Here is a 23,672-nt window from a genome sequence, read left to right as displayed (position 1 = left end):
CCCTAGACACCTGTAATGCGAGTTTTCGGATTTATCCCGTTTATCCCGCCCAGCGCCGATACACCTCTGCGGCAACCACGGCGAAGCCCTCGTTGCCAGACGACAGCGGTGCGAGCGCAGTAATAGAAGAGGACAAGGCCTCGGCTGCGGCGTCCACCGAGTCGAAGACCGGCACGCCGTGGAACCGGGAGCCTGGCACGGCAGCACACGCCGCCAGGAACCCGAAGGACGTGATGTGGCAGCCGTGGAAGTCGCAGTACTCGTCGGCGATGGCCAGCAACTGCTCTGCACTCAAGCCCATCACGAGCGTGCCTGCCGGATGCGTGATTCCATGGCGGTGTAGCCGGGGATGAGGGAGCGTGCGAGGTCGGTGACGGTGGCGTCGTCAAGCAAACGCGTTGCGGAGGAGACCACCGCACGACGCGCGGCTTCCTGCTTGGAGCACCCCCATGCGGATGCGAGTAAAACGAGCGCTTTGTCTTCGTCTGCGGTCAACCGGAGCGTCATAGCCATACCACTTTGATACCACGGCGATCCATGGTCGTGGCGGAAAAAGCCACAGAAGCCCGCTAGACTCAATCACATGGCTGATGACACCACTGGCGGCTTGGACCGCATTCAACCAATCGACATCAACGAGGAGATGCAGACCAGCTACATCGATTACGCCATGAGCGTGATCGTCGGTCGTGCACTCCCAGATGTGCGCGACGGCATGAAGCCGGTCCACCGCCGCATCATCTACGCAATGTATGACAACGGCTACCGCCCCGAGCGCTCCTACGTGAAGAGTGCAAAGCCGGTGGCAGACACCATGGGTAACTTCCACCCGCACGGTGACATCGCTATCTACGACACCCTCGTGCGTATGGCGCAGCCGTGGGCGATGCGCTACCCGCTGGTGGATGGCCAGGGTAACTTCGGCTCGCCGGGCAACGACGGCCCAGCTGCTATGCGTTACACGGAGTGCAAGATGACTCCGCTGGCCATGGAGATGGTGCGCGACATCCGCGAAAACGCCGTCGACTTCAACCCGAACTACGACGGCAAAACCCAAGAGCCAGCCGTGCTGCCGTCCCGTGTGCCGAACCTTCTGATGAACGGCTCCAACGGCATCGCCGTGGGTATGGCCACCAACATCCCGCCGCACAACCTCAACGAGCTGGCGGCCGCGATCCAGTGGATCCTGGACAACCACGACGCGGACGAGCAGACCACCCTCGACGCCGTCATGGAGCGCGTGAAGGGCCCGGACTTCCCAACCGCCGGCCTCATCGTGGGTGATCAGGGTATTAAGGACGCCTACACCACCGGCCGCGGCTCCATCCGCATGCGCGGCGTGACGGAGATCGAGGAGATTGGCAACCGCCAGGTCATCACGATCACCGAGCTGCCGTACCAGGTCAACCCGGATAACTTCATCCACAACATCGCCGAGCAGGTCACCAACGGCAAGATGGTGGGCATCTCCAAGATCGAGGACGAGTCCTCCGACCGTGTGGGCATGCGCATCGTGGTCACCCTCAAGCGCGACGCTGTGCCGCGCGTGGTGCTAAACAACCTGTACAAGCACTCCCAGCTGGAGACGAACTTCTCCGCCAACATGCTGTCCATCGTCGACGGTGTGCCGCGCACCCTGCGCCTGGATCAGATGCTGCGTTACTACGTCAAGCACCAGATCGAAGTCATCGTCCGCCGCACCCAGTACCGCCTGGACGAGGCCGAGAAGCGCGCCCACATCCTGCGTGGTCTGGTCAAGGCGCTGGATGCGTTGGATGAGGTCATTGCCCTGATCCGCAACTCGCCGACTGTCGACGACGCCCGCCAGGGCCTAATGAAGCTTCTCGATGTCGACGAGATCCAGGCCAACGAAATCCTAGCCATGCAGCTGCGCCGCCTGGCAGCGCTGGAGCGCCAGAAAATTGTCGACGACCTCGCAGCCATCGAGGAACAAATCGCCGACTACAAGGACATCTTGGCCAAGCCGGAGCGTCAGCGTCAGATTGTTGGCGAGGAGCTGGGTGAGATCGTCGACAAGTATGGCGACGAGCGCCGCACCCAGATCGTTGCCGCAACCGGCGACGTCACCGAAGAGGATCTCATCGCCCGCGAAAACGTCGTGGTCACGATCACCTCCACGGGCTACGCCAAGCGCACCAAGGTGGATGCCTACAAGTCCCAGAAGCGCGGCGGCAAGGGCGTGCGCGGCGCCGAGCTGAAGCAGGACGACGTGGTGAAGAACTTCTTCATTTGCTCCACCCACGACTGGATCCTGTTCTTCACCAACTTCGGCCGCGTCTACCGCCTCAAGGCCTACGAACTGCCGGAAGCAGGCCGCACGGCCCGCGGCCAGCACGTGGCTAACCTGCTGGAGTTCCAGCCGGAAGAGAAGATCGCCCAGGTCATCCAGATCCAGTCCTACGAGGACGCTCCGTACCTGGTCCTGGCCACCCGCGATGGTCGTGTGAAGAAGTCGCGCCTGACCGACTACGAATCCGCACGTTCCTCCGGCCTGATCGCCCTGAACCTCAACGAAGGCGACGCCCTCATCGGCGCGTCCCTCGTTGGTGAGGACGACGACATCCTGCTCGTCTCCGAACAGGGCCAGGCGATCCGCTTCTCCGCCGACGACGAGCAGCTGCGCCCGATGGGCCGCGCAACCGCCGGCGTGAAGGGCATGCGCTTCCGTGGCGACGACCAACTGCTCGCCATGACCGTCGTCCAAGACGGCCAGTTCCTGCTCGTGGCCACCTCCGGCGGCTACGGCAAGCGCACCGCCATCGAGGAGTACAACACCCAGGGCCGCGGCGGCATGGGTGTGATGACCTTCAAGTACACCCCGAAGCGCGGCAAGCTCATCGGCGCCCTGGCCGTGACCGAGGAGGACCAGATCTTCGCCATCACCTCCGCGGGTGGCGTGATTCGTACTGAGGTCAACCAGATCCGTCCGTCGTCACGCGCGACCATGGGCGTGCGCCTGGTGGACCTCAACGACGGCGTGGAACTGCTTGCCATTGACCGCAACGTCGAAGACGAGGGCGAAGAGGAAGCCACTGCCGTGGCAACCGGCCAGAAGACCCTCGACGATGCGAAGGAGTAGCCCATGGCCGCGCGCAAAGTGACAATCCGGAACGTCAGCGCCGGATCCGTCTTTAAGGTTGCGACGCTGCTTGCCTTGTTCGGGTTCATCGCCTGGATGCTCGCCGCAGTGCTGGTGTACCTCGCGCTGGACCGCGCCGGGGTGGTCGAGTCCATCAACTCGCTCATCGGCGGCGTGGGCGGCGACCAAGTGGTGGACATGAAACTCGCCATGATGGCCGCGGCCCTGTTCGGCCTGGCCGGTGTGGTGTTCATGTCCATCATGGCGCCGCTGACCGCGATCATGTACAACGCCGTCGCGGACCTCGTCGGTGGTGTGCGCTACACCATGTCTAACAGGGCAAAATAGCGCTTATCGACGACACCAAAACGCGCCCCGGGTCGTACCTCCCGGGGCGCGTTAAGTCTTTTCTGTGCTGGCTTGTGAACTGTCCCCGGTTTTGTACAGATTGCTACATAACGGATTGGATACGAATAATTTCTCAACCGTGCGTCAGATAACCGTCCGCCTTACTATTGCGGTGAGTTTTTGTAATTGCTGTATCTGATAGGAGGCCGACAATTAATTTCTCGATGCAGGAGTTTCTCGTCTATGCGATCCTTGTTTTCATCGTAGTTACCGTGATTTGGTGGGTAGTCAAAATTCTGCGGGGTTTCGCCAACGGGTACCGATCGGTGGATAAAACGGATTTGCGCACTGATGTCGATAAGCAAAAGGGCAGGATGTAGAAAAGATTGCAAAAAGGGCGAGGACGTCATTAGCTCCTCGCCCTTTTTGCGGTTTCCTAAGGTTTGATTTCTACGCAGGCGTAGTTACTCCACTTTCCTTCAACCTTGACGCGTCCACACATAGGGCCAGCGTCAATGCTGCGGTTAAAATCCCACTTACGAGTAGCACGCACCCATCCACTATCAGGGCCGGTAGTTTCTGTGCGTCGCTGGCCGCCTTCGTACCAGGCAAGCTCCATGTCTTCTACTGTGGAGTTTTCAAGCTCAGCCCCAGAAAAGTAATTCACGTAGACAGTATCTACATGAAGTCCACTACCGTTTACGTTGATACCTACGTATGCTCCACTTGCTCCAGGAGCTGCGGTGAGTCCATCTGCAGAGTAATTGGAAATAGATGGCTCGAAGGTGACTTCCTCAGTCGAGGAAAGATCAGCATTTTGCTCAATCTTCGTTTTTTCGATGGCGCTTTGTACAGACTCATCGGCTGCGGGCGTATCCGCGTTAGCAGTTCCGATTGCGGTGGTGGCTGTCAATGCAATCACCGCCGCAGTAAAGCCGGAAAGTAGTTTCTTCTGTGTTTGCGGCATAATTCCCTTTCTCGGACGGAGGTGAACAAACCGTGGGATGAAAAGTCATCCGGTATAAAATTTTCTAAATGCTGTCCAGCCCCGCAACTGATGCTGCGCTATTCTTATTGATTTAACATATAACGTTAATGTATGAGTTTAGACTGTGTATTCGATAAAAACAGACTGGAGCTGATCGAGCGGCAATCGAGATGGGCGGGTAACTCTGGGGCAGTCACTGGCCCCGCAAGGGTCCGACGCAAGACTTCAAAGGTACTCGTGGGAGGCCTTGGGGTCAGGGGTTTCTAATGGACGAGAGTTCTCTATAAGAGATCATCTGGCGGTGGGTCGGTCGAGTTTCGTCGCGAAAAACCGAAGCAGATTTCACAATCTTGTTGGCTCGTTTCAACTCACGGATTTGTCGGCATGGCCGCTTGAGTTCTTCTTAGATAGATTCCCCACCCGAGGATGTCGCCTGGCCGCGAAGCACAACCAATTCGCGGAACCACGAGCGCAACGCGTGATGGGATACGCCAAGCAGTACCCCGACTTCTTCATTAGTGTGTTGCAACGAGCAAGATTCAACACGGACTATCTCAACGATTTGATCGACCGCCTTTCCTTGAATTCGACGGAATACCATCTGGATGTAGTGACCAATCCTTCCTTAGCAAAGCTAGGAACTAAATCCAGGACGCTTCACTAACTTGTACTGGCCTGCGCTGGGTTAGAACCCCAGGCCCGGCATCATGTTCATCACCGCGAAGCCGATGCCGATCAAGGCCAGGATTGCCACGACCGGGGCGACGATCGCCGCGACGTTGGCGTCCTTCTCAACAACCGGAGCCGGCTTGTCCTTCTGTTCAGCGTGCTGCTCGTGCTCGGCTGGCTTCTCGGCGGGCTTTTCCAGCTGGTTCTCAGCGGGCTTCTCGGCCTCAGGTGCTGGCTGCTCTGCCGGCTGCTCCTCCTCAGGCTGCTCCTTCGGAGCCGGGTCGTTGACCGCGCCTTCCTGCGACGGAGCCGAGGCAACACCACGGGCACCGATGCGCCAAGCGTTGATGGCCAGTGCTTCCCAGTCCGCCGGAACCTCGCGCACACCGAACGGGGTGTCGAGCAGGTATGGCTTCTCCGAGTAGTTGAAGTAGTCGAACTGGTAGTCGTAGTTCATCACCGACTTGTAAGCCGAGGTATCCAGACGCATGCCCTGGATGTCCTTGACCACCGCGTGCGCACCCTGGTGGCGCAGGCCGAGGGTGTGGCCTAGCTCGTGCAGGATGGTGTTGCGCAGCATCTCTTCCGAGTTCATGAAGCGGTGGTTAGCCACGAAGAACGAGGTGTCGTTGACCAGCGAGGCGCCGGACGACAGGTTGTAGGCGTCGATCTGGTCGCCGATAACACCGATGCGGAAGATGTTCTGGCGCTCGCCGAGCATCTCGTCGATGTTGTTCAGCAGCTTCGAACCCTGGCTTTCGTTCTCGAAGTAGTTCTTGACGTACTTCAGGGTCTCACCGCCGCGAGCCTCGTAGCCGGGAATGTTGTTGAAGGTTTCGCCGGCGTCGACGTGGAGGTTGATGCCGTGGTCGTCGAAAAGATCAACCATCTCCTGCAGGGACTCGGCCTTCACGCCGTATTCCCTGGTGTTGGCGTTGGCGCAAGCCTCGGAAGGATCGGCGTCGCAGCCGAGGGTCTTGTACTCGGACTCCATCCAGTTGAGCTGGAGGAACAGGTCCGGGCGGCTCGGGTCCGCACCGTAAGCAGGCAGGTTAAGCACGGTGCCGTCCTCGAGGACAACGCCGTTGCGCTCCCAGATGTCGGGGATGCCGTCGCCGTCGGAGTCGATGAGCTCCGCGGAGATCGCTTGATTATCGACGACAACGTCAGCAGGCTCTGCAGCTTTAGCCGGAACAACTCCACCGAAGGCGACGGTGGCGGCGAGGGCTGCTGCGAGACCGGTACGAAGTGCTGCGCGCATTTTCCTGCTCCTTACTTATCTGCGGTGTTTGCGGTAAACACCGCATTTCCTTTGCTGCCCTCGAGTTTATGCACCAAGTATGCGCTGGTAAACCCGCCGAATTTTCGGCCCTTTCGAGGCCGGATTGTTCAACGTTTATTTTGGATTGTTCAACGTTTTCACCCCGTTTATCGTGCGGATTGTTCCTCAATCCGAGCTGATTTTAGGGCTGTCGCGCCGGGTTGTTGAACGATCTTTTGCGCTCCGGTTCGGTTCGTTCAACAATCCGGAGCAGCAGCATACTATGCGTTGATTTGCATACGGATGGGTATACAACTTGGGATCTGGCCCTCACCAGGAGTTTTGCCTGTCACGCTCGTATAAAAACAGGTTTTGGCGCCGTCTTGGGGCGCTGCTGCATGGCGAAAAGGCCAGGTTGGGCGGATTGTTCACCAATTTGTGCAGGCCTCCTACCCCCGCAAATTACCCCCGTTCCGCGAGGGTGTCGTTGAGGTGTCGTTGGAGTGCGGTTGTTGTGCCCTGATCGTCTAGCTCCCGTTCCGGCGAACCAGACGATCACGCTGATACTGAAAACCATCGCCAACATCACCTGGGGATATGTGGAGGGTGCAGGCGGGTCGTCTAGTAGCAATGCACAACGAGCTAGACGATAAGCATAAAAACCCGCAACAACCTGGCGATTTGGCGGTTATAGCAGTGCTCTGTAATATTCCTATTCGTTCCCAGGGCCTATAGCTCAGTCGGTTAGAGCGCATCGCTGATAACGATGAGGTCGCAAGTTCGATTCTTGCTAGGCCCACAGCCCGAAAGGGCACGGGGCATTAGCTCAGTTGGTAGAGCACCTGCTTTGCAAGCAGGATGTCAGGAGTTCGATTCTCCTATGCTCCACAGGAACACAAAGGCCAGGTCCTCCCGGGGACCTGGCCTTTGGCGTTGGTGGTCACCAGGGGCCCAGGCAGCGGTTGCTGCGCGGTAAGCTCCCGGAAAAGTCTGCAAATAGAAAGCGCCTGCGTGAACTCTTACCTTTCCCGTTACGACACGATGGCGGATCGTGCGGCTGCTCAGGTGATTGCGCAGTATTCGACGAGTTTTTCGTTGGCTACGAAGGTGTTGGCGCCGGGGGTGCGCCGCGATATTCGTAATTTCTACGCGGTGGTGCGTATCGCAGATGAGATCGTCGACGGTGCCGCGCAGCAGGCCAACGCAGACCCCGAGACCCTGCTTAACGCCTACGAGGAGCAGGTACTCCAGGCCCCTAACCAGCGCTTTCACACGGATCCGGTGTTGCACGCGTGGGCGAATACGTATCGGCGTTGTCGCCTCAACGCGGAGCACCTCGAGGCGTTTTTCGCGTCGATGCGCGCGGACCTTAACCCGCACGTTTTTTCCCCGGCGGAGTTGGAGACCTATATATATGGGTCGGCCGAGGTGATTGGTTTGATGTGTTTGGACATTTTCTTCCCAGAGCGCCAGACACCCCATCCGGAGAAACTTCAGCGTGGCGCCCGCGCGCTTGGTGCGGCGTTCCAGCGCATCAACTTCCTGCGCGATTTCGGGGAGGATCAGGGCAGTCTCGGGCGGGCGTACTTTGGGCGCATGCTTGACGACGACACCAAGCATGCCATCACCACCACCATCCACACCGAACTTGATCAGGCCTTGGAGGCGATCCCGTTGCTGCCTCGCGGGGTGCGTGGGGGAGTGGCGGCCGCGGAGGCGCTGTTTCGTGAACTCACGGAGATCGCGGAGCGCACCCCGGCCGCGCAGTTGACGCAGCAGCGCATCAGCGTGCCGCAGCGTCGCAAGGTTGCGCTGACGGCGAAGGCGATTGCGAGGACAGGGCTATGACAACTGCGGTGGTGATCGGCGCGGGTGCTGCCGGTTTGGCTACCTCGGCGCTGCTGGCGCGGGAGGGTTACGAGGTCACGGTGGTCGAGCGCCTCGGCTCGCATGGCGGCCGCGCCGGCAACGAAACCGTCCAAGGTTTCCGTTTTGACACCGGCCCGAGCTGGTACCTCATGCCGGATGCCTTCGACCACTTCTTCGCACTGTTTGGCAAGCGCACCGAGGACGTGCTGGATCTCAAGCCGCTCACGCCCGCCTACCGTCTCTTCCCCGAGCACCATGACCCGATCGATGTGGAGTCGGGCCGCGACAATGCGATCCGGCTTTTCAACACCATCGAGCCCGGCGCCGGCGACCAACTGGCCAGTTACCTCGACCGCGCCGCCGAAACTTACGACCTGGCGCTGCGCTACTTCCTCTACACCACCTTTTCCACGCTGAAGCCCTTTGCCAAGATCCGCGGCCAGTACGGCAAGTTGCTGCGTTACCTGGTGGAGCCGCTGGATCGCTTCGTCGCAGGCCAGTTCAAGGACACGCGCCTGCGCCAGATGCTGACGTACCCTGCGGTGTTTTTGTCGTCGCACCCCGCGCGCACGCCGTCGATGTATCACCTGATGAGCCACACGGACCTCACCCAGGGCGTGTTGTATCCGCAGGGTGGTTTCGCGGCGGTGATGGATGCGCTCTACGAGCTGGCGCTCGAGCAGGGCGTGAAGTTCCGCTTCAACGCGGACGTCGCTTCCATCACGTACAGCGGTGGGCGGGCCACGGGCATTTCGCTTATCGACGACACCCTCATCCCCGCCGACCTCACCATCTCGTGTGCCGACTTGCACCACACCGAAACCCGGCTGCTGCCGCCGAAGCTGCGCACGTACGACGAGTCGTGGTTCTCCCGCCGTGACCCGGGCCTGGGCACCGTGCTGGTCATGCTGGGCGTGAAGGGCGAGATCCCTGAGTTGGCCCACCATAACCTGTTGTTCAGCGAGGACTGGGACGATGACTTCGCCACCGTCTTCGAGGGCAAACCGGCTGCGCGGCCGTTGGGGGCGTCGCAGTCGATCTACGTGTCCAAGCCGAGCGCGACCGACCCCGGCGTGGCGCCCGAAGGCGACGAGAACCTGTTCGTACTCGTGCCCGTCGCCGCCGAGGAGACGATCGGCCACGGCAACATGTACCGCGATGAGGCCTCCCCGCAGGTGGACCTGATTGCCAACGCCGCCATTGCGCAGATTGAGCAGTGGTGTGGGGTTGAGGGCCTGGGCGAGAGGGTCGTCGTTAAGCAAACGCTCGGTCCTGCAGACTTCCGCGACCGCTACCACGCGTGGTCGGGTGGGGCGATCGGGCCGGCGCACACGCTGAAGCAGTCGGCGTTTTTGCGCGGCGCGAATGCTTCGAAGAAGCTGGGAGCGCTGTACTACGCCGGAGCCACGACCGTTCCTGGGGTGGGCGTGCCGATGTGCTTGATTTCCGCTGAAAATGTGCTGAAGCGCCTGCGCGGCGACAAAAGCCCAGGCCCTCTCAGTGCCTGAAATGGGCTTTGTTGAACAATTGCTCTGATTGTGGTGAAAATCACCTTGTAGTTTTCTTCCTGAGTACTGTCTAAACGTCCAGTTCAGAGGGTCAGGTTTCTAAGTTTTTGGTGTTGATCTGGCGTTTTGGCTTTCTGTAGGGGGTTTCGGACTATTCTCCAAGCCGATATTGCGCTTAAATATGTAGTTATCAGTTTGGAGATCCGTGTTCAGGTGATCTCAAGGCTGCTTCGAATATCTCCTCCGACTTGTAAGGAATGAAGCCGTTGAAGAACGCACATCTGAAGAAGCGCGTCCTGGCCACCCTGGTTTCCGCCACGGTGGCTTTGGTGGCGTAACGGTCGTAGCTCCGACCGCTGACGCTGACCCGCGTATTACAAACGCCTACTCGGCACTGGATCAGGGCGATTACGACGCTGCGTTGCAGTACAACAAGACGCGCAAGGTCAACCGCGACATGGACCTGATGACCACGGCCTATGGTCCGGGCTGGTGCATCGATGCCCACCTGGACGTGCCGCAGCACTACACCCAGTTTGATGTTCGTCGTCTGGACGGCACCTCTGGTTATTACGGGTTTAACGGCAACATGGGCGGCGACCTCAACATCCACCCGGACATTGAGAAGGCCGCCATCAACCTGACCAAGACCATGCTGGACAGCTACTACGCTGGCCAGACCGAGGAAGTTCGTAAGAAGAACTTCGCTCTCCAGGCACTGCTGTCCAACAACCTGGAACAGCTGGACAAGATGCGTGGCCTGATTCAGGGCGACGTGAAGTTCCAGTCCGGCACGAAGCCGCCTGAGGTTTCCGCCAATGAGTTCCTGAAGTGGACGGGCTTTGAGATTCGCCGTAACTACGGCAACCCGATTGGTCAGTCTGCTTTCTTCCTGTACAAGAACGAGCAGGCGTTCTCCCAGCTGAAGGTCAAGACCGGTGAGTACGTCACCGTTCTGGTGCCGAAGTCCTACAACGTCTACGAGGACCTGACCAAGGAGCCGACCAACCAGCGCATCATTATCATTGCGCAGCCGGGTCTTGAGGGTTACGAGCCGAAGAAGAACATCGTCCGCGAGACGGTGACTAAGACCGCTGATCCGGTCACGACGACCGTCACCCGTCCGGCAGGCACCTCGACGGTGACTCACTACGTCCAGCCTGAGCACCACAAGGAGGTCGTGGAGCAGCCGACCATCACCAAGACCGAGGTTGTCTCGCAGGACGTAACGACGACCCAAACTGTGGTGCAGGCGGATAAGACCGTCACCACCACGAAGCGTCCGCGTGTTGAGCACAACACCGAGACCTACACCCGCGAGGTCGAGCCGACCACGGTGACCGAGACTGCCCCGCAGAAGACCGTCACCCGTTACGTCGATGAGCCGGTTCTGACCACCACGACCAAGACGATTACCCCGACTGTCACTGAGGATGCTCCCAAGGAGACCAAGTATGTGACGAAGACGGCTGAGCCGGTGTACACGACTACAACTGTCACCGCAGCGCCGAAGACGGAGACCGCAACTGTCACCGCAGCGCCGAAGACGACGACAGTGACGGCTCATGCCACCAAGACCAACGTCACCGAGGTCGAGCGTACGAAGATTGTGGAGCGCTACATCCGCAACTACAAGTACGCCATCGACTTCAACATGTCCGAGAAGTCCCGCCAGATCGAGGTTGAGAAGCTCGGCAACTGGGAAATCGAGTTCGTCGACGATTCGAACGGCCTGGTTAAGGTTGAGAAGAAGATTGTCAACGGTAAGGCTGTCCTGGAGATCACGCCGGTCAAGGAAGGCCGCGGCACGGTTCGCATCGTTGTCGTAGACGCTGAGGGCAACCGCCACGAATACATCATCAACGTCGTCAACGAAAAGACCGAGAAGATCGTTGAGACCGAGGCAGTGGTGAACAACCACTACTTCAACGTTGGTATTGGCAACCTGAAGCAGACCATTCAGATTGGCAAGAACTGGAACTACGAAATCGTTGACGGCGGTGGCATCATCGACACCAAGGCCGTTGAAGGCGGCATTGAGGTCACCGCTAAGAAGGATTCCCGTGGCACCGCGACTCTCAAGGTGTACGAGGAGATCAACGGCAAGCGCACCGGTAACGAGAACAACTACATCTTCAACATCGATGCATTTGCTGACCGCTACACGCAGACCCGTGTGATCGGTAATGCCAACTCCTACAAGCTTGAGATCAAGGATGTTGAGGAACAGCCGAAGGTCACGTCTGGCGAGGACCTGATCCAGAGCATCGAGAAGAACGATGAGGGCTTCTGGATCATCACGCCGAAGCCGGGTGCTGAGGGCAATGCTGTCATCGAGGCCACCGACAAGGACGGCAACGTTTACACCTACACCCTGACCATCAAGCAGGGTACGAACGTGCTGGTCGACGTTCAGACGCACACGATCATCGAGGGCCAGTCCCGCGAGATCGTGGCCGAAGGCGACGATTTCGTCCTTGAGCCTGCAGGTTCCGCATACAACTCGGATAACTGGGAGGTCAAGCGTGACGGCAACAAGTTCACGGTGACCAACAAGAACAACGACGTTGCGACCTTCAACCTGTACAAGACCGACAAGAACTCCCCGTCGGGCCGGATCCTCGTTGGTGTCTACACCTTCATTGCGAAGCCGGCAGAGAAGGAAGACTTCACGCCGGGCAACGTCGAGTACAACATCATCGACCGCAACACCGTGAAGATCACCCCGGGTGACGCGGCTGGTACCCCGAACAAGATCGACATCACCAAGAACCGCGAGAACGCCACCGTGATCGTGGAAGACGGTGTCTACCGCATCATGCCGAAGCCGGGCTTCGAGGGCGACATCGTCGTTGAGGAGACCGCGCAGAACAAGCCGATCGCCACCTACACCATCCACGTGAAGAAGGGCGAGGTTGAAGAGAAGACCCAGGACGCTGAGTCGAACTCCCTCGTTACCTTCTCTGGTGTGAAGGACGGTCAGGTCCTGCGCATCACCGAGGGCGAGAACCTCGTTGATCTCGACGCTTCTGACCTGAAGAACGGCCAGATTAAGTTCAAGCCGGGTGCTGAGGGCAAGGTTGTCATCGAGAACCTTAACTCCCGTGACCTGCCGTTCCAGCGCTTCATCTTCAACGTCAAGCCGGTTGACGTGCAGGAAGAGACCTTCGATCTTGTCGGCAACACTTCTGCAAGCTTCCGTCTGAGCACGAACTTCACCTTCAAGGTCACCGAGGGTGAGGACATCATCGATGTTGAGAAGCAGGATGGCGGTTTCGTCGTCAAACCGAAGGACGGCAAGGAAGACCGCGCTGTCATCGAGGTGAAGGATGGAAACGGCCACGTTGTGTACCGTTACATCTTCAACGTTGATGGCACGAAGAAGAACTCCGGCAACACGACCATCAACAACGAGTTCAAGCTCACCGAGAACGGCACCTTCAAGATCACCCGTCGCAACGAGAACAAGATCGTTGTTCAGGACGGCTCCGAGTGGGTCGAGGTTGATACCTCCAAGGACGGCGAGTGGATCCTGACGCCGAAGCCGGGTTCGGTCGGCAAGACCGTGACCGTTGTTGAGATGCGTAACGATGTCGTGGTCAAGCGCCACACCATCAAGATCGTGTCTGACCCGAAGCCGCTGAACTTCAAGGAAGAGCGTCGCGTATACATCGAGAAGCTCGACGGCAAGATCAACCCAGGCACCCCGGGCAACACCTTCACTATCCTTCGTGGTCGCGACCTCGTCGAAGAGCAGAAGCTGCCGGACGGTAGTGTCCAGATCACTCCGGTTGAGCAGAAGTACGCCCAGATTCTCGTTGAAGAGCGCGACCCTGAGGGCAACCCGGTCCGCATCGTCGAGCTCGAGATCCCGCCGACATCGCAGGGCGACACCACGACGCCGTCGATCTCCATCAGCGAGCCGAAAGGTAACGCCAAGGACGGCTGGACCTTCAATATCACCGGCGGCAGCAACAGTGTTGAGATCAAGGTGTGCAATGACGCCAAGTGTGTTCCGGTCGACCCGAATAAGGTCAAGCGCGAAGGCGACCAGATCATCGTCGATCCGGGCGCAATCCCGAACGGTAAGTGGGACTACCTCTGGATCGGTGGTGTCGAAAACGGCGTCCCAGCTAAGGGCGTAGAGCGCAAGGTCAACATCAAAGCCACCATCAATGTGAAGGACACCAACGGCAGCCAGAAGGGCTCCTCTGAGCTCGACGGCAAGTGCATTGCCTCCATCGTCGGCCTGTCTGCGCCGCTGCTGCTGGCCATCCCGCTGGGTATCCTCTCCCAGGTTCGCATCCCAGGCCTTGAAGGTCTGTCCGCTCAGGTGAACGACGCCATCCGTCAGGCGAATGACCAGATCCAGCGCGGTCTGGGTATCTACAACGAGGACCGTTCTCGCCGCGCAGCTGGCTTCCAGGGTGCGTTCAACGTCGCCAACCCGGAGATGCTGAGCCTCGCCGCTGGTTCCCTCGGCGCAATCACGCTCGGTCTGTTCCTGATCGACGGTGTGCTGCGTGCCTGCGGCCAGGGGGAGATGACCTCGTCCTACAAGATCGGTGAGGCCACCGGTCAGGAATGGATGATGTACGGTTCCTCCGGCAAGAGCTCCAAGGACCAGGCTGAAAAGCCGTCCGAGGAAGCTGGCGCAAAGGACAAGAAGGACGAATCCAAGAAGTAGATCGTTCTGATCCCTGAAAGCCCGAAGCCGACTTGGCTTCGGGCTTTCGGCGTTCTTTGAGGATTTGTTGAACAATTGCTCGGATTGTGGTGAAAATCACCTTACGGTTTTCTTCCTGAGTACTGTCTAAACGTCCAGTTCAGAGGGTCAGGTTTCTAAGTTTTTGGTGTTGATCTGGCGTTTTGGCTTTCTGTAGGGGGTTTCGGACTATTCTCCAAGCCGATATTGCGCTTAAATATGTAGTTATCAGTTTGGAGATCCGTGTTCAGGTGATCTCAAGGCTGCTTCGAATATCTCCTCCGAGTTGTAAGGATTGAAGCCGTTGAAGAACGCACAATTGAAGAAGCGCGTCATGACTGCGCTTATTTCCGCCACCACTGTGGCTAGCACGATCGCCGTGGTAGCGCCTGAGGCAACTGCTGCAACCGTCGCAGACTCTTACCTCACGGTGAACGCCTACGAGAAGATGAGTGAAAAGGAACTTCACGAATACTTCGAGGCCGTTAAGAAAAGCAAGAACGAGCGAAACGGTTCGATCGGCCTGCTTCCGACCGAGTACGGCAACGGTTGGTGCATCGACTGGGGCCTGTCGAACCCTTGGGACAACACCAAGGCGGGCTACGAAGTCCGCAAGCTGACCGGTGCTTCCGGTCGTTACGGCAACGGTGAGTACATCGACGAGGACGTGCGCTACGCAGCGATCAACGTCGTCACCAAGCTCATGGAGGACTACCAGAAGCACAAGGAAGGCGAGGATAGGACCCACGCCATCAAGGTCAAGACCACCGTGCTTCGTGCGCTGCTGGGCAACGACCTGACGTCCCTGAACAACGTTCGTGGCGCGATCTATGACGGCCGTCCGGACACCAGCGACCCGGGTGACAAGAACCCGGTCACTGTTGACGGCGCTCAGTTCCGTGCACTTACCGGCTTCAGCCTGGTGCACGTCACGGTGGACACCAAGAGCGGAAAGCCGAACTACGCTCTGGTTCCCGACCGCAAGATCCTCGATGGTTTCAAGTCGAAGTACCCGAAGAACGCGTACGTCACCATCATCGTCCCGCGTAACTACAACTACACGATGACGCGTCGTCTGAACCTGACGTTCCAGCGCATCATTCCGAACGAGCAGCCTGGTCTGAACCCGAACAAGAAGGAATGGGACGGCAACGTCACCATCACCAGCTACACCACGCCGCCGGAGACCACCGTTACCACCACGGAAACGTTGCCACCGAGCACCGTCACCGAGACGATTCCGCAGAATCCCGTTAAGACCACCACGACGAGGACTCTGCCGGCAACCACGATTACCTCTACGCGTACCCTGCCGCCGGTAACCAAGAACGAGAAGACCACGGTCCCGGGTAGCACCGTTGTGACCCGTACAACCATTCCGGGCAGCGAAGTCACCACGACGGTGACACCTCCGCCGCTGACCAACAACGTCACCACTACCGTCAACGGCACGCCGAAGACGACGACCACGGTGGTTACGCCTGAGCCGTACGTGACCACGGAAACCAAGCCTGGCAAGCCGACCACGTACACCGAGACCGTCACCGCAGTCACCGAGACGATCACGCGTGAGCCGAGCACGGTTGTGGAGACCGTGACGACCACCCCGGTCAAGACCACCGAGAAGCACGTCCCGGGCACGACCGTCACCACGACAAAGACTGTCACGCCGGCGCCGGTCTCCGTCACCGAGACCGTAACCCACGTGGAGAACTACTACCGCGAGAAGGTCTACGAGAGCGTCAAGGAAGTTCGCGAGTACTACCACTTCGCTGGCTTCATCAAGGGTGAGAAGTCCAAGGACATCGAGGTTCCGAAGGAACTGGGTGGCTCCTGGACCTTTGAGGTCACCAAGGGCAAGGACATCGTCATTGTTGAGCGCACCGAAGAGGGCAAGCTCAAGATCACCCCGAAGCCGGGCTTCGAGGGCGAGGGCGACGTTGAGATCCTGATCACCGACGACCAGGGCAACCAGCACATCTACCGCGTCAAGGTCAGCGACACCATCAACGTCGAGACCAAGACGAAGATCAAGGTCAACAACTTCTTCTACACGATCAACCCGGGCAGCGAGAACCGCGTCCGCGAGGTTCCGTGGGACAAGAATGAGAAGTACGAGTGGTACCTCGTCGACAAGGATGGCAACCGCATCGAGCCGAAGCCGGGCTCCATTGAGGTTGTCGAAGACGAGAACAAGCTCAAGGTTGACGTCAAGGACCCGTCGGTTCGTGGCAACGTCGTTGTTCGCATCACCGAGGAAGGCGGCGACGTTCGCGAGAACATCGTCACCGTCGAGAACACGAACTCTCAGTTCGACGTCACTCGCCAGATCCTGAACACCTCCACGGCGATCATCGAGCGCCGCGGTGGCAGCTACACCATCAAGTCTGGTGAGAACCTCGTCCAGATCGTCAAGAGCGAAGACGGCACGAACTGGGTGATCAAGCCGAAGGATGGCGCTGAGGGCACCGTCGAGATCGTCTTTACTGACGACAAGGGCGTGGAGTACAACTACACCCTGGAGATCGTGAAGGACCCGAACGGTGGTCCGTTCATGCGCGACGACTCGATTGAGAACAACGGGTCTGCAGAGATCAACCTGAAGGACGGTTGGACCTGGGAGATCGTCGACGGCAAGGACGTCGCACGCATCTTTGAGACCAACGACGGAAAGACCCTTGTCGTCGACCCGACCAACGAAGACGGCACTCCGGTTAACGAGAAGGGTGGCAACGTTGTCATCCACATCAAGGACAAGAACGGAGTTCTGTCCGCAGTGTGGACCGTACGCATTGCACCTGCCCGAAACCTTGGTCAGGTTAGCGAGGAAGAGCGCGAGCGCGATGTTGTTGATCGCTCGATCGTTCGCGTGCTCCGTGGTTTCATTGGCGATAATCAGACGCCGGGCAACAAGCTGAAGATCGTCGAGGGCGAGTATCTTCTGGCTGAGAAGTCGAAGATTGATGAAAACGGCGATATTGAGCTCTACTTCAACCCGGGCGCCGACGGCCGCGTCGTCGTCGAGGAAGAGCAGCCGTTCGTAACCGACGGCAAGGTCGAGTACAAGACCATCACGAAGTACATCTACAACGTGAAGCCAGCGCAGATCCGTGAGATGACCTACAACATCACGGCGGACAACTTCCTCAACCTGGGTGGCAACAAGCTCTTCATCGTCGAGGGTAAGAACCTCATCGCAGGCGATGCGGAGGACGGCAAGGACACCCTGAAGCTCGACCTGAAGGCCGATGCCGAGGGCAAGGTTGTCATCGAGAACAGGACCGATGACGACTACGTCTACGAGCGTTACATCATCAACGTCACCCCGGGCCGCAACGCTAATGTTGAGACCATCAAGCGTCGTATGACCGTCAACGGCACCGCACAGGTGAACTTCAACGAGGTCAAGGACTACCCGGATACCTTTGAGGTCATCGAGGGCAAGAACCTCGTTGAGGTGCAGGAGCGCGACAAGAAGCTCATCATCACCAGCCCGAAGGGCGAGACCGGTACCGCTGTTATCGAGGTCAAGGATAAGCGTGGCGTCTGGGCTCGCTACGAGCTCGAGCTGACTGACGCACCTGTTAAGGACCGTGAGTACACCGTCTCGACGAACTCTGAGTTCATCGCCACGATGGTGCACCAGGAGAACTCGTTCAAGATCCTCGAAGGTGCCGAGTTCTTCCAGGCACCGAGGGAGAGCAACGGTCAGTGGATTCTGAAGCCGAAGTCCAACGCAGCTGGCAAGTCCGGTTTGGTCGTTGAGCTCGACAAGAACGGTAAGGAAATCAACCGCTACCGTCTGAAGATCACGCAGGGCAAGTCCGCAGCTACCTACCAGCAGCGCGACTACGTGATCGAGGGTAAGGAGCGTCAGTTCGAGGCACTCAAGCCGGAGAACACCTTCGTTGTGGTTTCTGGTGGCGAGCACGCTGATACGAAGACCGAGAACGGCAAGTTCATCATCACCCCGAAGAAGGGCACGGTTGGCGAGACGATCCGCGTCGAGGAGCGAAACTCCAACGGCGATATTGTCCGCAACCTGATTCTGGGTGTGGTGAAGGAAGGTTCCGTTACCGAGAACGGTGCTCCAGCTGGCTCGAACAAGAACCTCCCGGACGTCACGATCGACAACAGCACCAAGAACGGTGACGTTGTTGTTCACCTGTACTTCAAGGATCCGGTCAAGGACGTCGGTGTGGTCGGCGAGAGCAACGGCACCAAGCTTGTGCCGACCGATAAGGGCGCAGACCTGATCATCCCGAAGGATCTTGCTGAGAAGGCAAGGAAGTGCCTTGCTGATCAGAAGGCCAAGGGCAAGCCGCTCAACCCGGCTGAGTGCGGTCTTCCGAGCGGTTTCTTCCGCTACACCGAACAGGGTGCACAGAGCCACGACATTCAGGAGTTCAACTTCGAGTTCCTCCTGAACAAGGAGACGAATAATCAGACCACCAAGGGCTCCTCTGAGCTCGACGGCACGTGCATCGCCGGCATCGTCGGCATGACCGCGCCGCTGCTGCTGGCTATCCCGCTGGGTATCCTGTCGCAGGTTCAGATCCCGGGCCTAGAGCAGGTCTCCGCCCAGGTCAACGCGGCAATCCGTCAGGCGAACGACCAGATCCAGCGCGGTCTGGGCATCCACGACGAGAACCGTGCACAGCGTGCGGCTGGCATCCAGGGTGCGTTCGCTATCGAGAACCCGCAGATGATCGGCCTCGCAGCCGGCGCTCTGGGTGCGATCACCCTGGGTCTGCTCGCTGTTGACGGCGTCATGCGCGCATGTGGTGCAGGTGAGTACACCTCCTCCTACATGGTGGGCAAGGCGACCGGCAACGAGACCCTGATGAAGGGCTCCTCCGACAAGATGCCGGAGTCCAAGGACAAGGGCACCGAAGAGAACAAGCCCGCTGAGGACAAGTAAACCCGCAGTGAGCTAGCCCGCCAGGCGAAAGCCCGGCGGGTTTTCTCTTGCGCATTTACTTAGCGACGACCCCACGCACCACCCGGTCAAGCCACCCCAACGCATAGTCATAACCCGTCTGGCCGCCCACCTTGAACCCACCGGGGATGTCGGTGAAGCCCAACTTGTAATACGACATGTGTCGCGGCCCGAAATCTCCTGCACGCTGCGCCGACGACACCAGCACTGCGTTCTGGGGATCCTCGTAAGTGGCGCGCAGGCCGGTCACATCCAGCACCTGCCCGCACAACGCCGCCACGGTGTTATGCGCCCAGGCCTGGCGGCCTTCGGTGCCGGTTGGGGTGCGGGGGATCACGCCGAGGCGATGCAGCTGCCAACTGAACTGCTCCACGGCATGGATGGTGCGAAACACTTCGAGGGTGAGATCGAGCCAGGCGGTGGTGTCGTCGTCAAGCAATTGCGCCGCCTGATCGCGCAGAGGCTCAAGCGCCTGGAACAACCACGGCCAGGTCACGCCCTCCTTGGCCAACTCCGGCAGTGCGGCGAGCAGCGCGATGGCGGCTTGTTCGGCTGGGGGAGTGGTGCTGGTGCGCGCTGCGTGCTGCCCAAGGGCGGTGGCGGCGGTGGTGGCTTCGATGATGATTTGGGGGATGAGGGTGGCGTCGATAAGTGAGAGGCCCGACTGCTCAAACGCCTCGGGCACCGGCAGCCCCTGCGCGCGTAAGTCGCGGTAGCGGGCGACGCGGATGCCGGTGATGGCGTTGAAGGGGCCGGGTGTGACATCGCGCATGGCCACATCCGCAAGTGTGCGCAGCGGGCTCGTGGGCTCGGTCGCGCACGCCATGTCCGCGCCGTTGCACAGGGAGAGCACCTTGCCCTCCAGGCCGGTAAACGGCGTGGTGCGGGTGCCGGCGAGGCCCTCGAACGCGGGGTTGAGGGTCGTGCCACCGGTCTGCACCGTCTCCCCGTTGCGGCCGCGCACGCCCGCAGGTGGTTCGGCGTAGAGGCGCGAAGGTTGCTGCGGCGCCGGGTCACCCAGCGGTGCGCGGGCGGGGTCGGCGAAGAGAAGGACGGCGGCGATGTCATCCGCACCCACACCCCGCACGCGGCCGGCAGCTGCTTCCGCCGCCGCATCACCGACCAGGTGGGCGCCCTGGGAGTAGCCGATCAAAATGAACCGGGTGCCGGGGCAATGCCGGGCCACGGTCTCCATCTCCAAGGTGGCCACGTCCCGGCCGTAGCGCACCGACTCCCCATACGTGGCCGCCTCGGTGCCTTCCGGGACGTTGCCCGAGGTACCGAACACGCTGAAGCGGCCCAGCGACGCCGGGTACTTCACCTGAAACGTGGACACCGTCCGGGCGCCGAAGCGGGTTTGGAGGTCGTCGGCGGGGGAGGAGGTGTCGTCGAAAAGCGACTCGCGCGCGGACGGATGCCACGAATGCGAAAACCCGGACCCCGCCGCCTGAATCACATGCACGGGGTGGCACCGCAACTGCAACGCCTGCGCCTGCGGCGCCGCGAGCGGCACAAGCGCAGCAGACAGCAGGATGGCTAGGGGGCGTCTCACACCGTCAACTCAGGGTGCAGGTCCTTGAACGCCATCGTGCGACGCTTCCGCAGCGCGAAACACGTAATGGCGATGGACAGGGCCGCGACGAACAACAGGACCGTAAGCGCAGTCCACAGACGCGGGTCATACGACGGCGCACCGAAGAGGGCGTAGCGCACCAAATCCACCGAATAGCGCATCGGATCCCACGTGTGCACCCACTGGATAAACCCAGGCTGCACCTCCGGCGGATACAGGCCGTTCGACGCCACCAACTGCAGCGACATCAACGCCATCGTGGCCAAACGGCCAGGCGCCGGGCCCAACGTGGTGTTCAACGCCATAATCGCGGAGATAAACACCCACGACACGAACACCAACACGCCGAACAGCGCCACCGGGTGCTGCGGCTCCACCTTCAGCACACCAACCTGCACCACCCACAGCGCCACAGACTGCGCAAAGCCAATGATCACGGAAGGGATCATCGTGTACAGCATCACGCGGAACGCGCTCACGCCCGAGTCGATGGCGCGGCGGCTAAACGGCTTCATGATCATGTAGGTGATCAGCACACCGAACCATTGCGACAGGGCCAGGAAGAACGGGCTCAGGCCCTTGCCAAAGTAAGTCACGCTGTCGCCCGTGTGCTGCGGGGTCACCGGATCCGCGGCGGCGTGGATCGCCTTGTCTAGGCGTTCGCCTTCCCACTTCGGGGCTTCCTTGGCGCCGTCCGCAAGTTTCATGGAGAGCTCGCCGGTGCCGTCAGAAAGTTTCACCAGGCCGTCGTTCAAATCGCTCAGGCCCACCACCAACTGGTTCGAGCCGGCCGCCAACTTTGAGGTCGCATCCGTCGCCGTATTCGCAGCGACGACCAACTTCGACGTACCGTCCTTCAGCGTCGTAATGCCGGCCAGCAGCGTGCCCGAACCGTCCTGCAGGCGGGCCAGACCCTCCGCAAGAGTGCGGGCACCCGCTACGGCGCTATCCACGCCGCCGCGGTACTGCGCGGTCGGATCAGACAACTGCGTGGCCAACTCGTGCGCGCCAGCCTGCAACTGCATCAACTGGCCAACCAGGTCGTTGCCCGGCACCGCCTGCAGCGGACCAGCGTTCAACTGTGCCTTCACGCCACGGGCTTGCGCGGCTAACTCGTTCGAGCCCGGGATAGGGGAGCGGTCCAGATCCGCGATCACGCGGTCCAGGTTCGCATTGACGTCAGCCAATGCCGCCTGCGCCTGGTTCAACGTGCCAGCAAAGCCGGTGAGCTTATCCACGCCACCGGCGATCTTCGTCGCACCGGCACCCAACTGCTGGGTACCCGCCTGCAACTGATCCAGGCCGTTAGAGAGCTTGGAGGCGCCGCCGGATGCGGTGGTGATGCCGTCATTAAGCTGCGCCGCACCGTCCTGCAACTTGGCCACACCGCCGTCGAGTTTGCCCACCGCACCCGGCATCTGCTGCACCTTGTCATTGAGCTGCTGGATACCGTCGTTGAGCTTCGTGCCGCCATCGTTGAGCTTCTGCGAGCCGTCCTTGGCCTTATTCGCACCGTCGTCGAGCTTGCCCGCGCCATCCGCGGCGTCCTGCACGCCCTGCGACAACGTATTAATGCCGACGAACAGCTGGTCCACCACCTTCTCGCCAACCGAGTTCGACACCGCAACCGCGACCGCCTCACCGGCTTTATCACCCAACACCGTCGGGATGAAACCGTTCGTCTCATTCAAGGTGATGTTGATCTTCGCCGAATGTGGATCCTCTGACTTCACGCTGGTCACAGCCTCAGAGAAGTTCGTCGGAATCTCCATACCCAGGTAATACGTGCCGTTAGCAATGCCCTCCTTGGCCTCCTCGGCACTGACCAACTGGAAATCCAACGGACGCTGCTCCAACAGCTCGTCAACCACCTGGTCGCCGTTCTCACCCTCATCCGAGTTCACCAACGCAACCGGCAACTTGTACAAATTGCCTAGTGGATCCCAATACGACCACACAAACAAACCGCCGAACAGCAACGGCAGCAACATGATGGCAACAAGGGCAAGCGGTGGGAGCTTGCCGTTCAAAAACTTCCGGAAATCGGTTCCGATATGCAGGCCGCTCATAGCCCCTCCTCATTGACCGTATTCACCATCACGGGAAGGTGGACCGCGACGCCGCGGAGGTCGCTAAGAAGCAACTTGCGCAACTTCATGTCACGGACCTGATCGATGTCGTCGACAATGAGCAACTTCGCCTCCGGACGCGAAATCAACGCAAGCAACACGCGCAAGCGGAAGCGCTCCAGCGGAGTAATGTCGCCAACCTTGGCCAGCAGATCCAGCTCCTCCAACTGCAGCGGCTCCAACCACTTCTCCACGTACGGATGCGCCTTAATCGCCTCCGGGCTGCGCGGGGTGCGCTTGAAGAAACTCTGCGACCACGCAATCTGCTCCCGCACCGCATCCCGCACGCGCACCAGACGATCAATCGAGTCGATCTCCGGCACGCCCGCCAACGCAATATCGCGGAAGCGGTCGTGGTGGGTGGTCGGTTCGCCGTCAAGCAGAATCGTGCCCTCTGCAGGGCGGAAGCGACCCGCCAGCGCGAGGCTGAGCAGCGTCGAATCGGACTCGCGCGCCGTGTTGAGCAGGGTCAAACCGCGGCCGATGTCGAACGACTCCGGCTCGTCACCACTGCGCAGCACAAGGCCCTGTACCGACAGGATTGCAGACATTCGGTCCCCTAACCGTAGGGTGGACTATCACT

13 protein-coding genes, 2 tRNA genes and 1 pseudogene are annotated in these 23,672 nt (G+C 59.8%); 8 read left to right on the top strand and 8 right to left on the bottom strand.

Annotated elements, in window-relative coordinates; translation table 11 throughout:
• Nucleotides 1–40 precede the first annotated feature (40 nt).
• Nucleotides 41–301 carry a TetR family transcriptional regulator gene (locus tag HMPREF2690_RS02075; RefSeq protein ID WP_209273004.1) on the bottom strand — a complete coding sequence of 87 codons (261 nt, stop codon included), beginning with the start codon at nt 299–301 and terminating at the stop codon, nt 41–43.
• Nucleotides 301–513, bottom strand: coding sequence for a CopG family transcriptional regulator (locus tag HMPREF2690_RS02070; protein ID WP_070421923.1), 213 nt, complete (start codon nt 511–513; stop codon nt 301–303). The genes HMPREF2690_RS02075 and HMPREF2690_RS02070 overlap by 1 nt, the downstream gene beginning before the upstream one ends.
• Nucleotides 514–583: 70 nt before the next feature.
• Between HMPREF2690_RS02070 and gyrA the strand changes: the two genes are divergently transcribed.
• Both gyrA and HMPREF2690_RS02060 read left to right on the top strand, forming a co-directional pair.
• Nucleotides 584–3,100 (top strand): DNA gyrase subunit A, encoded by a 2,517-nt coding sequence (gene gyrA, locus HMPREF2690_RS02065; protein WP_070820038.1) that lies wholly within the window; start codon nt 584–586, stop codon nt 3,098–3,100.
• A gap of 3 nt (nt 3,101–3,103) precedes the next feature.
• Nucleotides 3,104–3,448, top strand: a complete 345-nt coding sequence (locus tag HMPREF2690_RS02060) for a DUF3566 domain-containing protein (protein ID WP_070421925.1) — start codon at nt 3,104–3,106, stop codon at nt 3,446–3,448.
• Nucleotides 3,449–3,884: 436 nt separating this feature from the next.
• Here HMPREF2690_RS02060 and HMPREF2690_RS11865 read toward each other — a convergent pair whose 3' ends face one another.
• The 3 genes and pseudogenes from HMPREF2690_RS11865 to HMPREF2690_RS12260 form a co-directional block, all read right to left on the bottom strand.
• A complete protein-coding gene (locus tag HMPREF2690_RS11865) occupies nt 3,885–4,415 on the bottom strand; it encodes a hypothetical protein (RefSeq protein WP_070613788.1) in 531 nt (176 codons plus the stop codon).
• A gap of 304 nt (nt 4,416–4,719) precedes the next feature.
• Nucleotides 4,720–5,054: pseudogene (locus tag HMPREF2690_RS12335) on the bottom strand (IS3 family transposase); the annotation flags it as partial.
• A 67-nt stretch (nt 5,055–5,121) separates the two neighbouring features.
• Complete coding sequence (locus HMPREF2690_RS12260) at nt 5,122–6,366, bottom strand: hypothetical protein (RefSeq protein WP_070820037.1); 1,245 nt, start codon at nt 6,364–6,366, stop codon at nt 5,122–5,124.
• Nucleotides 6,367–7,091: 725 nt separating this feature from the next.
• On the opposite strand from HMPREF2690_RS12260, the gene HMPREF2690_RS02050 reads away from it, so the two are divergent.
• The 6 genes from HMPREF2690_RS02050 (at nt 7,092) to HMPREF2690_RS02025 (ending at nt 19,369) form a co-directional block, all read left to right on the top strand.
• A tRNA-Ile gene (locus HMPREF2690_RS02050) sits at nt 7,092–7,165 on the top strand.
• 16 nt (nt 7,166–7,181) lie between these two features.
• Nucleotides 7,182–7,254: transfer RNA gene (locus HMPREF2690_RS02045), tRNA-Ala, on the top strand.
• A 153-nt stretch (nt 7,255–7,407) separates the two neighbouring features.
• Complete coding sequence (locus HMPREF2690_RS02040) at nt 7,408–8,214, top strand: phytoene/squalene synthase family protein (RefSeq protein WP_070820072.1); 807 nt, start codon at nt 7,408–7,410, stop codon at nt 8,212–8,214.
• Complete coding sequence (crtI, locus tag HMPREF2690_RS02035) at nt 8,211–9,743, top strand: phytoene desaturase family protein (protein ID WP_070820036.1); 1,533 nt, start codon at nt 8,211–8,213, stop codon at nt 9,741–9,743. The genes HMPREF2690_RS02040 and crtI overlap by 4 nt, the downstream gene beginning before the upstream one ends.
• Nucleotides 9,744–10,164: 421 nt before the next feature.
• Complete coding sequence (locus HMPREF2690_RS02030) at nt 10,165–14,430, top strand: hypothetical protein (protein WP_070820035.1); 4,266 nt, start codon at nt 10,165–10,167, stop codon at nt 14,428–14,430.
• A 322-nt stretch (nt 14,431–14,752) separates the two neighbouring features.
• Nucleotides 14,753–19,369 carry a hypothetical protein gene (locus HMPREF2690_RS02025; RefSeq protein ID WP_070820034.1) on the top strand — a complete coding sequence of 1,539 codons (4,617 nt, stop codon included), beginning with the start codon at nt 14,753–14,755 and terminating at the stop codon, nt 19,367–19,369.
• 55 nt (nt 19,370–19,424) lie between these two features.
• Here the strand turns inward: HMPREF2690_RS02025 and HMPREF2690_RS02020 are convergent, their stop codons facing one another.
• The 3 genes from HMPREF2690_RS02020 to HMPREF2690_RS02010 are packed head-to-tail and all read right to left on the bottom strand — an operon-like array spanning nt 19,425 to nt 23,640.
• Nucleotides 19,425–20,939 (bottom strand): cutinase family protein, encoded by a 1,515-nt coding sequence (locus tag HMPREF2690_RS02020; RefSeq protein WP_070820033.1) that lies wholly within the window; start codon nt 20,937–20,939, stop codon nt 19,425–19,427.
• Nucleotides 20,936–23,029 carry a YhgE/Pip domain-containing protein gene (locus tag HMPREF2690_RS02015; RefSeq protein ID WP_070421938.1) on the bottom strand — a complete coding sequence of 698 codons (2,094 nt, stop codon included), beginning with the start codon at nt 23,027–23,029 and terminating at the stop codon, nt 20,936–20,938. The genes HMPREF2690_RS02020 and HMPREF2690_RS02015 overlap by 4 nt, the downstream gene beginning before the upstream one ends.
• Complete coding sequence (locus HMPREF2690_RS02010) at nt 23,026–23,640, bottom strand: ATP-binding cassette domain-containing protein (RefSeq protein WP_070421939.1); 615 nt, start codon at nt 23,638–23,640, stop codon at nt 23,026–23,028. The genes HMPREF2690_RS02015 and HMPREF2690_RS02010 overlap by 4 nt, the downstream gene beginning before the upstream one ends.
• Nucleotides 23,641–23,672: the final 32 nt, after the last annotated feature.

Origin of the sequence: Corynebacterium sp. HMSC034E11, assembly GCF_001835905.1 — a bacterium.
GTDB lineage: Bacteria > Actinomycetota > Actinomycetes > Mycobacteriales > Mycobacteriaceae > Corynebacterium > Corynebacterium coyleae.
The sequence above is the reverse complement of the archived record's forward strand: the minus strand, read 5'-3'. Positions and strand labels throughout refer to the sequence as shown.

Coding starts and splice junctions, on each gene's coding strand:
- HMPREF2690_RS02075 (WP_209273004.1), bottom strand. CDS start 301: ATGGGCTTGAGTGCAGAGCAGTTGCTGGCCATCGCCGACGAGTACTGC.
- HMPREF2690_RS02070 (WP_070421923.1), bottom strand. CDS start 513: ATGGCTATGACGCTCCGGTTGACCGCAGACGAAGACAAAGCGCTCGTT.
- gyrA (WP_070820038.1), top strand. CDS start 584: ATGGCTGATGACACCACTGGCGGCTTGGACCGCATTCAACCAATCGAC.
- HMPREF2690_RS02060 (WP_070421925.1), top strand. CDS start 3,104: ATGGCCGCGCGCAAAGTGACAATCCGGAACGTCAGCGCCGGATCCGTC.
- HMPREF2690_RS11865 (WP_070613788.1), bottom strand. CDS start 4,415: ATGCCGCAAACACAGAAGAAACTACTTTCCGGCTTTACTGCGGCGGTG.
- HMPREF2690_RS12260 (WP_070820037.1), bottom strand. CDS start 6,366: ATGCGCGCAGCACTTCGTACCGGTCTCGCAGCAGCCCTCGCCGCCACC.
- HMPREF2690_RS02040 (WP_070820072.1), top strand. CDS start 7,408: ATGGCGGATCGTGCGGCTGCTCAGGTGATTGCGCAGTATTCGACGAGT.
- crtI (WP_070820036.1), top strand. CDS start 8,211: ATGACAACTGCGGTGGTGATCGGCGCGGGTGCTGCCGGTTTGGCTACC.
- HMPREF2690_RS02015 (WP_070421938.1), bottom strand. CDS start 23,029: ATGAGCGGCCTGCATATCGGAACCGATTTCCGGAAGTTTTTGAACGGC.
- HMPREF2690_RS02010 (WP_070421939.1), bottom strand. CDS start 23,640: ATGTCTGCAATCCTGTCGGTACAGGGCCTTGTGCTGCGCAGTGGTGAC.